Annotated in this window: 8 protein-coding genes; 1 reads left to right on the top strand and 7 read right to left on the bottom strand. The window is 33.4% G+C overall.

Annotated features, from left to right (window positions below; all coding sequences use genetic code 11):
* Positions 1-186: 186 nt before the first annotated feature.
* Entirely contained in the window at positions 187-1722 is a 1536-nt protein-coding gene (locus H8R22_RS14225) for a YifB family Mg chelatase-like AAA ATPase (protein ID WP_187011059.1), read from the top strand.
* 1112 nt (positions 1723-2834) lie between these two features.
* Here the strand turns inward: H8R22_RS14225 and H8R22_RS14220 are convergent.
* The 7 genes from H8R22_RS14220 to panB all read right to left on the bottom strand — a co-directional run bounded on the left by H8R22_RS14220 (position 2835) and on the right by panB (position 13448).
* The gene (locus H8R22_RS14220; protein WP_187011058.1) at positions 2835-4121 is read right to left on the bottom strand and encodes a DEAD/DEAH box helicase; all 1287 of its coding nucleotides are present in this window, start codon (positions 4119-4121) and stop codon (positions 2835-2837) included.
* Positions 4122-4387: 266 nt separating this feature from the next.
* Complete coding sequence (ypfJ, locus tag H8R22_RS14215) at positions 4388-5248, bottom strand: KPN_02809 family neutral zinc metallopeptidase (protein ID WP_187011057.1); 861 nt, start codon at positions 5246-5248, stop codon at positions 4388-4390.
* Positions 5249-5284: 36 nt separating this feature from the next.
* Positions 5285-9349, bottom strand: coding sequence for a PAS domain S-box protein (locus H8R22_RS14210; RefSeq protein WP_187011056.1), 4065 nt, complete (start codon positions 9347-9349; stop codon positions 5285-5287).
* 129 nt (positions 9350-9478) lie between these two features.
* On the bottom strand, positions 9479-10255 hold the full coding sequence (locus tag H8R22_RS14205) for a hypothetical protein (protein WP_187011055.1): 777 nt from the start codon (positions 10253-10255) through the stop codon (positions 9479-9481).
* 48 nt (positions 10256-10303) lie between these two features.
* On the bottom strand, positions 10304-11632 hold the full coding sequence (locus H8R22_RS14200) for an aldehyde dehydrogenase (RefSeq protein ID WP_187011054.1): 1329 nt from the start codon (positions 11630-11632) through the stop codon (positions 10304-10306).
* A gap of 72 nt (positions 11633-11704) precedes the next feature.
* Positions 11705-12394 carry an RluA family pseudouridine synthase gene (locus H8R22_RS14195; protein ID WP_187011053.1) on the bottom strand — a complete coding sequence of 230 codons (690 nt, stop codon included), beginning with the start codon at positions 12392-12394 and terminating at the stop codon, positions 11705-11707.
* A gap of 235 nt (positions 12395-12629) precedes the next feature.
* Complete coding sequence (panB, locus tag H8R22_RS14190; RefSeq protein WP_187011052.1) at positions 12630-13448, bottom strand: 3-methyl-2-oxobutanoate hydroxymethyltransferase; 819 nt, start codon at positions 13446-13448, stop codon at positions 12630-12632.
* Positions 13449-13596: the final 148 nt, after the last annotated feature.

Genomic DNA, 13596 nt, shown 5'->3' with positions numbered 1-13596 from the left:
AATTATCGAAAAAGTAGTAAAAAGACCATTAAGCTGGTTTTACTTCACTTGGAGCTACATACTATTTAAACTGAAAAAACACTATTTAACGGTTTTGGATTCCCTATTTATCATTTTTTGAAATATTTTTTATCTGTTGTGTTTTGGTGTATTAAATTTCCTTATTTTTAATAAAAATTATCTCACATGCTTGTTAAAGTTTTTGGAAGTGCCGTTTTTGGAGTAGAAGCTACAACGATTACCGTAGAAGTAAATATTGATAAAGGTATTGGTTACCATTTAGTTGGATTGCCTGATAATGCCATTAAAGAAAGTAGTTATCGCATCGCTGCTGCACTAAAAAACAATGGCTACGGTATGCCAGGTAAAAAGATCACGATTAACATGGCTCCAGCTGATTTGCGAAAGGAAGGATCAGCTTATGATCTTACTTTAACAATTGGTATTTTAGTTGCTTCACAGCAAATCACTGCAGTAGACCTAGAAAAGTACGTGATAATGGGAGAGCTTTCTCTTGACGGAAGCTTACAGCCCATTCGTGGTGCTTTGCCTATTGCCATAAAAGCTAAGGAAGAGGGTTTTAAAGGGTTTTTTCTGCCAAAGCAAAATGTAAAAGAAGCAGCAATTGTTGCTGGACTTGATGTGTATGGCGTTGAAAATGTTCAAGAAGTCATTGATTTTTTAGAAGGAAAAGGAAATCTGGAACCAACAACTATCGATACGAGAGCTGAGTTTTATAAAGATTTAGACTTTCCAGAATTTGATTTTAGCGATGTAAAAGGGCAGGAGTCTATTAAGCGATGCATGGAAATAGCGGCTGCCGGAGGTCACAATATTATTTTAATTGGTCCTCCTGGAGCTGGAAAAACAATGTTAGCCAAGCGATTACCAAGTATTTTGCCACCAATGACTTTGCGCGAAGCATTAGAAACGACAAAAATCCATAGTGTGGCGGGTAAGTTAAAAGAAGTAGGTTTGATGAATCAAAGACCGTTTAGGAGTCCGCATCATACGATATCGAATGTGGCATTAGTGGGAGGAGGTAGTTACCCGCAGCCTGGCGAAATTTCGATGGCGCACAATGGTGTTTTGTTTTTGGATGAATTGCCTGAATTTAAGCGGGACGTCTTGGAAGTAATGCGTCAACCGCTAGAGGATCGTGAAGTAACAATTTCAAGAGCTAAGTTCACTGTAACCTATCCATCATCATTTATGCTGGTGGCAAGTATGAACCCTAGTCCAAGTGGTTTTTTTAATGATCCTGACGCACCACAAACATCCTCACCACATGAAATGCAGCGTTATTTAAGTAAGATTTCAGGCCCATTATTAGATCGAATTGATATTCACATTGAAGTGACGCCAGTACCTTTCGAGAAGTTATCTGATGACCGAAAAGCCGAAAGTAGCGTCGATATTCGAAAAAGAGTTACTGCGGCTCGTGAAATTCAGTCGGCACGTTTCGAGGAGATGAACAATATTCATTACAATGCGCAAATGAATACGAAACAAATTAGGGAATACTGCGCTCTTGATGATACGTCTAAACAATTACTAAAAACAGCTATGGAACGACTTAATTTATCAGCCCGTGCTTACGATCGTATTTTAAAAGTAGCCAGAACGATTGCCGACCTTGATGCAGCACCTATAGTGGTTTCATCGCATATCGCCGAGGCTATCCAATACCGAAGCTTAGATCGTGACGGCTGGTTGGGTTAAGCTTGATTTAAATACAAACGCAAACTATTTTGTCATTGCTAAGAATGATGATTATTACGTTGACTTAACTAGTATGAAAAAGTAGTAAGTATAAACTTTAGTTTTGGCCCTCGGATAGTGACGGATTAAACAGATTATCACTGATTGTGATGAATTTAAAAGTCATATTTGGTGTAGGTAATAGTCAACTACAAATACGTACTATTTTGTCATTCCGAAGAATGAGGAATCTTTTTTTTACGTTGACTTCACTAGTATATAAAATTTGTTTGGCTAAATTTTAGTTTTGGCCCACGGATAGTGTCGGATTAAACAGATTATCACTTATTGTGATGAATGCATTTGTGTTTTTTAGGGTTATAATGGATAGTCTTATTACGTTTAAGTGAACTACAAAAACGTACTATTTTGTCATTCCGAAGAATGAGGAATCTCTTTATTTCCTCGAGGTAAATATTTTGCTTTAGTAATTTTTTGTTTCTAGGAGCACCAAAATTGGTTGCTATAAGAACTTAACTTCCCGCTTTTCGTTATATCTCTTGTATTTGCTGTCGCCATACAAGAGGATACCACTGCAATCGGGGCTATTAATCAGGTTTTATTTCCAATACAACCATTTGAATTGTTTATAAAAGTGGTACGGATAAATTTTAGTTTTGACCTGCGGATAGTGACGGATTAAACATATTATCACTGATTGTGATGAATTCAATAGTCATATTTGGTGTAGATATAAGTCAAATACAAATACGTACTATTTTGTCATTCCGAAGAATGAGGAATTTCTTTTTTGCGGTGACTTTACTACTATGAAAAAGTGGTTAGAATTAACTTTAGTTTTGGCCCACGGATTGCGACGGATTTAACAGATTAGCACCGATTTTAATGAATGCAAAAGTATTTTTTAAATCTTTAATTTGAATCTTGATCATTTAATAAACATGAGCTTAATTCTATTTACCTTATTCCTGTATGGAACTTCGATCGTGACTTATAGCCCCGATAGCAATGAAAATCCTCGTATGGGCTAGTGTTTAGCCCGTACGAGGATTGTAATGTATAGCAGGAGAGAATTACTACTGAAAAGTGATCTTTCTGCTCCTTGAAAAAAATTATTTTGATCTTCTGTCGTTGTTAGCACTTGGGCGTCTTGGGCCAAAACTATTATTAGAACTTCTAGATGAAGTTTCTGCTTTTGGCTTCCTTGGAGCTGAATTGCGCTGTTGTCTACCTTGTCCTTGCTTGATAGGCGCCGTGGATGCGTTAGGGTCAGGCTCGAAACCAGCGATATTTTCAGTAGGTAGCTTCATACCAATCAACTTTTCGATATCACGTAAAAACACAGTTTCGTCAGGGCTGAATAATGAAATAGCCTCACCATTTGCACCCGCTCTACCTGTACGACCAATGCGGTGTACGTAATCCTCAGGAATATTTGGTAATTCAAAATTTATAACGTGCGGCAATAAGGGAATATCCAAGCCACGTGCAGCAATATCAGTAGCAACAAGTGCTGTGAGCGAACCGTCTTTAAAACCAGCTAAAGCTTTCGTTCGTGCTCCTTGTCCTTTGTTACCGTGAATGGCTGCGGCTTTGATTCCGGCACTTATCATGGCCTCGGTCAATTTATTTGCGCCTTGCTTGGTGCGCGTAAATACCAAAATTTGTTTCCAGTTTCCGTCGGTAATTAATTTTATGATTAATTCTGTTTTTTTCTCTTTGGCTGTTGGATATACTTTTTGAGTAATGGCGTCTACGGTCGTGTTCTCAGGAGTAGCCTCTACATGTACTGGGTTGTTTAAAATTCCCGTAGCCAGTTTTTTGATGTCTTTGGAAAAGGTAGCCGAGAACATTAAGTTCTGTCTTTTTGCAGGAACTAATTTTATTATTTTCTCGATATCTCTAACAAATCCCATGTCTAACATACGATCGGCTTCATCTAGGACTAATATTTCTACTTTTGCAAGAGATAATAATCCTTGATTGTGCAGATCCAGCAAACGACCAGGAGTCGCTACTAGTATATCAATTCCTTGACGCAATTGTGCTACTTGGGGTTTCTGGTTTACACCACCAAACAATACAGTGGTTCGTAAATCCAAGAATTCGCTGTACTCTTTAATATTTGCAAGAATTTGTGCTGCTAACTCTCTTGTGGGAGTCAAAATTAAAGCACGAACCGGTCTATTGCTTAAGTGCTTTCCTTGCGATAATATTTGCAAAATAGGTAGTGTAAAACCAGCTGTTTTTCCTGTTCCTGTTTGTGCTGATGCTAATACATCTTTACCTTCTAAAATGGGTGGTATTGCTTTTTGTTGTATTGGAGAAGGATTCGTGTATCCTTTTTTGCTGATGGCTTTTAGTAGCGCATCAGATAAACCTAATGAATTGAATGACATAAATGGTGTTTATGAAGCAACTAGTATTTTTTAATATGCTTCTTTAAGTAGCTGCAAAGGTACTGCTAATTTTTTTGATGTTGTTTTGATTATTCCTTTGTTTTTTAAAATGTTATCTAAGAGTGAATTAAGTTGGTTTAACTTTCTGAATGAAGAATGATTAACTAACTATTCATTAAAACTAGGAGGTAATTTATCGTACAGATATGATTTGCTTAGATCAAAAAAAAATGGGACACTGTCCCATTTTTAAATTCTTTTATTTTTTATTTTATTTCGGCAAAAGTATTTCCTTGATTTATATCTCCCGTTTTATATCCTTTCATAAACCAATATTTACGTTGTTCTGATGTGCCATGCGTAAATGATTCCGGAACAATATGTCCTTGCATTTTAGATTGAATAGCGTCGTCACCTACAGCATGAGCCGCACTTAGTGCTTCTTCAATATCACCATCTTCAAGAAAATTTTTCATATTTTGGTTGTAATGTGTCCAAACTCCAGCATAAAAATCGGCTTGTAGTTCTAATGCTACTGATAACTTATTGGCTTCGGCTTTTGATTTTCCTTGTTGCATTTGGCGCATTTTTGATGAGGTACCCAACAAGGTTTGAACGTGATGTCCAATCTCGTGTGCAATTACGTAAGCGGTAGCAAATTCACCACCTTGGGCACCAAAACGAGTTTTTAGCTCTTCAAAAAAGGTGTAATCCATATATACTTTTTGATCTGCAGGACAGTAAAAAGGTCCAGAATCAGAGGTTGCATTACCACACTCAGTGCTAACTGCACCACTGAAAAGGACCATATTAGGTTCTTTATAAGTCATACTGTTTTCTTGAAAAATTTTGATCCAAACATCTTCATTATCTGCTATTAATGTTTTGACAAAAGCTTGTTCCTCAAGTTCTTTAGCAGTTAAATCTCGCTGTTCTGTTGGAGCGCTTTGCTTCCCCTGTGTTTGTTCTAGGATATTACCTACCATTTGTCCGTTTTCGCCACCAAAAACATTTAGAAGTAAAATTACGATTCCAATAAGTCCACCACCCACGATAGTTTTACCACCTGATGACATCCCTCGTCTGTCTTCAACATTATCGCTTTGTCTTCTACCTTTCCATTTCATAGTGTGTAGTTTTTATAGTTATTAGATGCTTTGAAATTAAAGCATCCATTTTAAAAATGTTTCTTCAATTGCTCCTTTTATTATAGGCTTTGAAATGTAGTCGTTCATTCCTATTTCCAGGCATTTGTTTTTTTCTTCTTTTTCAGTCCCAGCAGTAATGGCAATAATTGGTGTCATTTTACCAAGTATCGTTTTTCGAATTTCAGCAGTAGCTTGATATCCATTCATTTTAGGCATTTGAATATCCATAAAAATAATATCTGGATTGATTGTTTCAAATTCGTTCACTGCTGCTAAGCCATCTGGTATTTCATAAATAGTAGGGTTTACTAGCAGATTATTAATTATTGTTTTGAGCAATAACATATTGATTTTATTATCTTCAACAAGCATCACTTTTAAGTTATGCAACTGTTCGTTAGTTTGGAAAAGAAGCAGATTATCTGAAGTATTGTTTTTTTCAAAAAGACTAAGATTAAAGTCCATTTCGTTAGTTGTTTTTAAATCAAGGTCAAAATAAAATTCACTTCCTATACCAACTTGACTTTCTAACTGTAAACGGCTTTTCATAAGTCCTAGTAACTTATTTGAAATGGTTAGTCCTAATCCTGTCCCTCCAAATTTCTTTGTTGTTGAACTGTCTTCCTGAGAGAAAGCCTTGAAAATTTTGGTTTTATTTTTCTCTTGTATTCCAATTCCAGAATCAATTACTGAGAAACGAATTCTTGTCTTGTTTAGACTAATTTGTTTGACGAGCGTTACGTTTAATTGTATAGAGCCTTTCTCAGTAAATTTCACTGCATTTGCCAGTAAATTAATTAATATTTGCTTTAACCTAACTGTATCAGTCCAAAAATAGAAAGGAATATTTTGTTGTATATTGAGTTCTAACTTAAGATTTTTTTGATTTGCTTCATATAGGATAAGATCTGTTATTTCTTTTAATAATTCGCGAACATGATGTTTTTCTATAAAAAGATCTAATTTACCGGCTTCAATTTTAGAAAAATCTAAGATGTCATTTATAATTTCTAGCAATGTATGAGCAGATTGATTAACTGTATTCATATGCTTTTGTTGTATTGCCTCAAGCTTAGTTTTCATCAAGAGATCCGTAAAACCGATTATCCCGTTAAGAGGCGTCCTGATTTCGTGGCTCATATTTGCTAAGAACTCTGATTTCGCTCTGTTCGCTGCTTCTGCATAGTCACGTCCTTTAATAGCTTCATCTGCTTCCTTACGTTGTGTAATATCAAACATAATACCTTCGATATAAGCTATTTTTTTATTTTTAATAATAACATCAGCAAATTCTTCGACCCAAACAATTTTTTGGTCTTTTCGGATTATTCTAAAAGTCAGATGAAAACCTTGATTAAGTAATAAATTTGCTTTGATCTCTGACATAGTTTGCGCTGCATCATCGGGATGAATTAGATCAGTAAAAAGTAGTTTATTTGATAAAAATAAATTTTTATCATAACCTGTTAATTTTTCAATTTCATCGTTGAGGTATATTTTTGTATAAGTCTGATCATTTTCTGCTAGATAAACTGTACCAGGTATATTACTTGCTAGTAGTCTGAATTTCTCTTCACTTTCATATATAATGGTCTCAGAGTCGATTTGTTCAATTGATGCTGAAATGTTTCGTGCTAAGGTTTGCAAAATATTTACTTCATCTTCATTCCAAACTCGTTCTTCATTAGTATCATCGAAACCTAAAAACCCATGAAATCTGTCCTTTACAAAAATGGGAAACAAGATTAATGATTTTACCTCGACATTAATAAGTTTATCTCGGAGTGATTTATTAACTATTCTAGATACGCAGGCACTATAGATTTTATTATCTAATAAGGGGTGTAGTAATTCCTCGAAAAAAGGATAAGGTAGATGCTGTAGGAGAGGATTGTTTTTAGCAAGAGTTAATTCATCCTTAATCCATCTGTATTTTTGACTAATTGTTTTTTCTTTTGGATTGTTTTCGTAGTAGTATGCGCGATGTGACTTTGTTGCATTTCCCATAATAATAAGAACGTCACTAAACATATTACCAATGTCTTTATTATTCAAAAATTTCTCAGTACACAGCGTCATAGCAGCAAGTAGCTCACTTTTATAAGTAAGTTTTTCTTGAATATCAAGTCTCATTTTAGATTCGAATCCAATAGCAATAATATCAGAAACAGAACGTGCAAAATTAATATCTTCGTTGTCCCAATGCTTTACAATCTGAGTAGTTTCAAAGCAGATGATTCCTTTTAAAACTCCATTTAAAAAAACGGGTGTATCTAATAAAGATTTAATGTTATTATCGGCAATGTAATCTTTACACAACTCAACGCAAATGTTATTCGTGTATACATTAGAGGCAACTACTTGCGTCTTATTCTCTATTGTTGAAAAATAGATAGGATATGATTTTCGACTCAACTGAATTCCGGTAGAGAAACTAAATTTTTCATTTGAAAATTCATATAAATAAACACATGTTATTTTTTCTGGATCATATTCCCAATAACTTGCCCTACAAACACCTATAGTTTTACTTGTGAGTTGTAAAATGATTTTTAATTTATCTTCGATACTTTCAGAGTTGGAATAACTTTTTTCGGTAAAACTTTTTAGAACCTCACTGAAATTTAAATTTTTAAGTTGTCTATCTGCTTTTTCTTTTTCAATTTTTTTTAAAATCGTTATGTCTCTTGCTATTATAGAATATCCGGTAATTTCCTGTTTTTCATCTCTGAGGATCGTTACTTTTTGCGAAAGCCAAACTTCTTCTCCTTGTTTTGTTAGAATTGGAAACTCAAGAATGGGAAAATTTTCGAATTCCTTTGATGGCCTAAAATAAAATTCAAATACTGTTGCTTTATATGGACTTTGGATTAATTGCACAAATTTGATTTGATACAGTTCCTCGAGACTATATCCGGTAATAATTTCAGAATTTTTGTTAATGAAAGTAAAGTTTCCGTCATGATTTAACTCATAAATCAAATCATATGCGCTTTCAACCAGGTTTTCATACCTTTTTTGTGTCTTAACATGCTCCGTAACATCTTGGCCAATTCCGATTAGCAAATCTTCAGAGAATTTTTTGTCATTCCATTGGATAAACTTATAGTCTCCATTTTTACATTTTACTTTTGTAATTTGTATCGCAGCACTATTAGCGTTGTCAATGTCATCAATAGTGTTGTTAGCCGAGGTTTCGGTTAATGTCCAATATCCATCACAAAGAGCTTCCTCTACGGTGTAGCCTAGAAGTGATTTAATCGTTTCACTACAAAAAACAATTTCATTTTTTTTATTAATAGCTATAATCAAAGAGTTTCCTTTATTAATAATTTGATTATTAAAAAGAAATTTATCATTTGTAGCCACCACAGTCAAGTGTCTGATATAATTAATACAAATAACAATTAGACTATAATTGATTAATATCGCTATGGTGTCTATAGGAATAAGTCGCAGTGTATGTACAACCAGCAAAAACACGGCTATAAAAGCGATGTAAAAGTTATAAAATTTTCTAGGTTTTAGTACATTAAAGGAAAAAAATATAAATAATAAAAAAGCAATAACAGGTATCCCGTCTTTCTCGGAAGCAATTAAATTCCGGCAAACATATAGAAAAGCGGTAACAAAAAATATTTTGAAAATTTTTTGAATATTCTCGAATACTAATTTTGATTTTAAGCTTATAAAGTAAATTGTAATTAAAAGTACCGCTATGACAGTATTTGGAATAAAAAGACTCTTAGGTCTTAACTTAAAAGCTTCAAATGTAATTTCTAGCGTTAATAAAATCAGACCAGTGAAGAGAAAATAAAGTTGAAATTCTTTCGAAGACGATTTCTCTTTGGTGAAATTTGAAACTAAATTATTTTTTATATTGTAATTAATTTTGAAAAATTTAAAGATCAATGAAAATATAAAGATGTAAATAATTGGTAAAAAAGTTCTAAATAAATTTTTGTTAAAGGTTAGACTGTCCACTAATTGTTGTGAACTAATGAATGCAGGGATATAATCATTATCGAAACCTAAGCTAGTCGCTATATGATTTTGAAAAATAATGAAATATAGTTCCATAGATTATTGATTAAGTATGATTTTAATACGTTCCTAACCTAGCTAAATGTAAAGAAAAAAATCATAAAAAAAAATTATACTATTATTAATCTCACAGTAAAGATGCTAATTTGAAGTTTATCGGGCTAATTAAAAATGTTCTTCAATTGTATTTTGATCAAATCCTACAATTTGGCTGTAAGTAGCAAAATAGAATGAATACATGAATGGGATGGTAAAAAATATTCCAATGCAACATCCAAATATTCCAATTAAGGAAGCAAGGGAGGATATTATGTACAGACCTATCAAAAGTAAAGGTTGTTTAGATACAAGAACAATACTCGATGTTATAGCATCTGTTGCTTTTAAATCACTAAAGATAATCAATGGAATGACTAACATAGTAATGAAACTAATTATTGTTGAAACAAGTATTTCTAAGTATTGTATTCCTAAATAAGTAATTGCAGAATTAATAGTTGAACTGAATAATGCTATCAGTGAAGCTGCAATAACAAGTTCCTTAAAGTGAGGTGCTTTGTAATAAGAAAAAACCGTTGACACATGAAATTCTTCATCTTTTTGAGCAGAATGTGCCATCTTTATTAATCCAGCATAAAATGGGCTTAATAGGGCAACTCCAATCACAGTTGCAACAATTAGTAATGCTTTAATATTTTCTGACATTACTTCTGCTTGTAAATTTTCGGGTTTCATCATCTCAGTAAATTGTGCAACGCCCAGATAAGAAATGATTCCTACGCTAAATAGGATTCCCATTAGTATTGAAAAAACGAAAATCATCAAGCCAGCATATAAGGCAATTTTTTTATAGTTATCGAAAGCGAGGTTGAATACGTTTTCAAATTCTAATTGATATCCATTTTCTTTTAAAGCTTCAATTTTAAGTTTCTTATCGTTCATGTTTAAAGAGGTAATGATTTAGTTTTTAATTTTGGTTACTATTTTTGGTTATGTCCATTTTAATAATTTCTTCACTAATGCTAATTTGTCTTTGTAAGGGGCATATCGTAACGGCAAATCTAGCCAAGTTGCTTTTTTTATCATACTTTTTTTATGAGAAAAAGTGTCAAAACTAAATTTTCCATGATAAGCACCTGAGCCACTATGGCCTACACCACCAAATGGTAACCTACTATTAGAAAGATGAATCACCGTATCATTGACACAACCACCGCCAAATGAATATTTTTTTATAATTTCATTTGCAAAGCTATTGTTTTCTGTAAATACATATAAGGCCAATGGTTTCTCGTATTTCGAAAATATAATTTGAATATCGGCTTTACTTGAATAAGTCAAAATGGGCAAAACTGGTCCAAAAATTTCTTCCTGCATAATTGCGCTTTCTAAGTCCGTTTCCTCTACCAAAGTCGGAGCGACGTATAGAGAATTTGCTGACGACTTTCCGCCAAAAATAACTTTTTCAGGATTTATTAATCCTTTTACACGTTCCCAATTTTTACTGTTCACAATGCGAGCAAAATCTTTTGAAGTTTCAGGGTTTTCGCTGTAGGCTAATGTGATTTCACTTTTTAAAAAGTCTACAAATTTAGATTTTACATCTTGATGTACTAACAAATAATCTGGGGCAACACAGGTTTGTCCCGCATTCAAAAATTTACCCCACACAATTCTTTTAGCTGCTAATTTTAAATTAGCAGTTTCATCTATAATACATGGGCTTTTACCACCTAGTTCTAAAGTAGTTGGAGTCAGATGTTCTGCCGCGGCTTTTGCGACAATTTTTCCAACTGGAATACTGCCAGTAAAAAAGATGTAATCCCAGCGTTGTGCTAGTAATTGTGTAGATACTTCAACACCACCTTCTTTGACATCTACATGATTTATGTCAAACGTTTTGTGAATGATTTTAGTGATGATGGCCGAGGTATTAGGTGTTAATTCAGATGGTTTAACAACCACCTGATTTCCTGCTGCCACTGCTGATACAAGCGGGCATAAAGCCAATTGATAGGGATAGTTCCAAGGTGCAATTATCAAAACTTTACCGTACGGTTCTTTGTAAATGTAATCGCGAGAAGGGAAATTTATTAGTGAGGGTAGAACTCTTGATCGTTTAGACCAAGACTTCATATTTTTTATGGTGTGTTTTAATTCGGTAATTACATAATTTGTTTCAGTAATAACTGATTCAAAAGCGGGTTTTTTGAAATCTTTGTATAACGCTTCTACAATTTCATCTTCATGTAGGATTAGATTATTAAGTAATTTTTTTAATACATCTTTACGATATTCTATATTTTCTTTATAATTCATTTTAAAGTAGCTTGCTTATTTGCAATGCAAGTTAATTTTAAAATTTTAAATATTTATTTTTATTTAGTAAAATTACAGCGCTTGCCAAACCACTTCAGCCGGAACCGGCGCCACTACAAAAAGATCCTCTTTAGTTACTGGATGTATAAAAACTAATTTTCGAGCATGTAAATGAATACCTCCATCTGGGTTAGAGCGATCGAAACCGTATTTTAGGTCTCCTTTTATAGGGCAATTAATAGCAGCCAGTTGTGCCCTAATTTGATGATGTCTACCAGTATGTAAATTAATCTCTAGAGCATAATAATTATTTAACTCTTTAAAGATTGTGTAATCTAAACTTGCTAATTTGCTATCAGGTACTTCTTTAGTATGTGCTTTAGAAGTATTGTTTTTCTCATTTCTTTTAATGAAATGAATTAACTTTGCTTGCCTTTGCTCGGGCTTATTTTTAACTATTGCCCAATATGTTTTTTGAGTTTCTCTATTTTTAAACAACTCGTTTAGCCTTGTTAATGCTTTACTTGTTCTAGCAAATACCACAATTCCTGTTGTTGGTCTATCTAATCGATGTACTACACCCAAATAAACCTCTCCTGGCTTGTTGTATTTTTCTTTAATATATTCTTTTACAATATCGCTAAGTGGTTTGTCACCCGTTTTATCACCTTGAACAATATCCCCTACACGCTTATTAACCACGATTATGTGGTTATCTTCATGAAGTACTTGGAGGTTTGATTTATTAGATATTTCTTTCATAAAGTATTTTGAACCTTTTTTTTGAGACGAAAAAGATTCACTTATTATTGTTAAAAGTGATGTATTGCTAGTTTTGAAAAATTTAGCTAATCCGTTTTCAAGACCTGCTACATGTTAAATGTGAAAAATAGTACTCGCTATGTAAATAGTTGAATGAGTTATTAGCTTTTCTAATTTTTTAAGGAAAAATAGGTCTTGATAATGATATTCTACCACTTCTTTCAAAAATACATTTTTAATATTGCTCTTTATCATTTGGGAAGTCGCTTGATTTTACGTCAGCAACATATTGTCCTATTGCAGTTGTCATTCCTTCATATAAATTCATGTACCTTCTTAAAAAACGAGGACTAAATTCATTGTTCATTCCTAGCATGTCATGAATTACAAGTACTTGACCATCTACACCGCCACCTGCACCAATACCAATTACAGGAATAGAAATGCTTTTTGCAACTTTCTCAGCTAAATGAGCTGGTATTTTTTCTAGAACTAGGGCAAAACAACCTATTCTTTCTAATAATTTTGCATCTTCGATTAGTTTGTCTGCCTCTTCTTCCTCTTTGGCACGTACAGTGTAAGTCCCAAATTTATAGATTGATTGCGGTGTTAAACCTAAGTGCCCCATTACTGGTATACCTGCATTTAAAATTTTCTTAATCGATTCTTTTATTTCTTTTCCACCTTCCAATTTAACTGCATGGCCACCACTTTCTTTCATAATTCTAATAGAGGAACGTAAAGCCTCTTTAGGATCAGATTGGTAACTACCAAACGGTAAATCGACTACTACTAATGCTCTTTCTATAGCTCTCACTACGGAAGAAGCATGGTATATCATTTGGTCTAATGTTATAGGTAAAGTTGTCTCGTGCCCAGCCATCACATTACTAGCTGAATCTCCCACAAGTATTACGTCAATACCAGCCGTGTCAACAATTTTAGCCATTGTATAATCATAGGCAGTTAACATTGATATTTTCTCTCCGTTAGCTTTCATCTCTATCAATGACTTTGTAGTGATTCTCTTGTAGTCTTTTTTTGCGGTTGACATAATTGTGGGTTTTATAGCTGTAAAAGTAGTAAAACAATTTTGGATGAACCTAAAAAATAGCATAGCAATACAAAACCTAGTAGTAGAAATAGGTCAATGATTTTTAACTTACTAAAATATTGAGATTTGTGATGGAATAATTTAACGT

It is taken from the genome of Flavobacterium kayseriense (assembly GCF_014305095.1).
In the GTDB taxonomy this organism is placed as follows: domain Bacteria; phylum Bacteroidota; class Bacteroidia; order Flavobacteriales; family Flavobacteriaceae; genus Flavobacterium; species Flavobacterium kayseriense.
Note: the sequence above shows the minus strand (reverse complement) of the source record. Positions and strands in the feature narration are given on the sequence as shown.

What these genes read in the sequence shown, in the direction of transcription:
- H8R22_RS14195 (WP_187011053.1), bottom strand. Translation starts at nt 12,394, where the DNA reads ATGAAAGAAATATCTAATAAATCAAACCTCCAAGTACTTCATGAAGAT.
- H8R22_RS14200 (WP_187011054.1), bottom strand. Translation starts at nt 11,632, where the DNA reads ATGAATTATAAAGAAAATATAGAATATCGTAAAGATGTATTAAAAAAA.
- H8R22_RS14205 (WP_187011055.1), bottom strand. Translation starts at nt 10,255, where the DNA reads ATGAACGATAAGAAACTTAAAATTGAAGCTTTAAAAGAAAATGGATAT.
- H8R22_RS14210 (WP_187011056.1), bottom strand. Translation starts at nt 9,349, where the DNA reads ATGGAACTATATTTCATTATTTTTCAAAATCATATAGCGACTAGCTTA.
- panB (WP_187011052.1), bottom strand. Translation starts at nt 13,448, where the DNA reads ATGTCAACCGCAAAAAAAGACTACAAGAGAATCACTACAAAGTCATTG.
- H8R22_RS14220 (WP_187011058.1), bottom strand. Translation starts at nt 4,121, where the DNA reads ATGTCATTCAATTCATTAGGTTTATCTGATGCGCTACTAAAAGCCATC.
- ypfJ (WP_187011057.1), bottom strand. Translation starts at nt 5,248, where the DNA reads ATGAAATGGAAAGGTAGAAGACAAAGCGATAATGTTGAAGACAGACGA.
- H8R22_RS14225 (WP_187011059.1), top strand. Translation starts at nt 187, where the DNA reads ATGCTTGTTAAAGTTTTTGGAAGTGCCGTTTTTGGAGTAGAAGCTACA.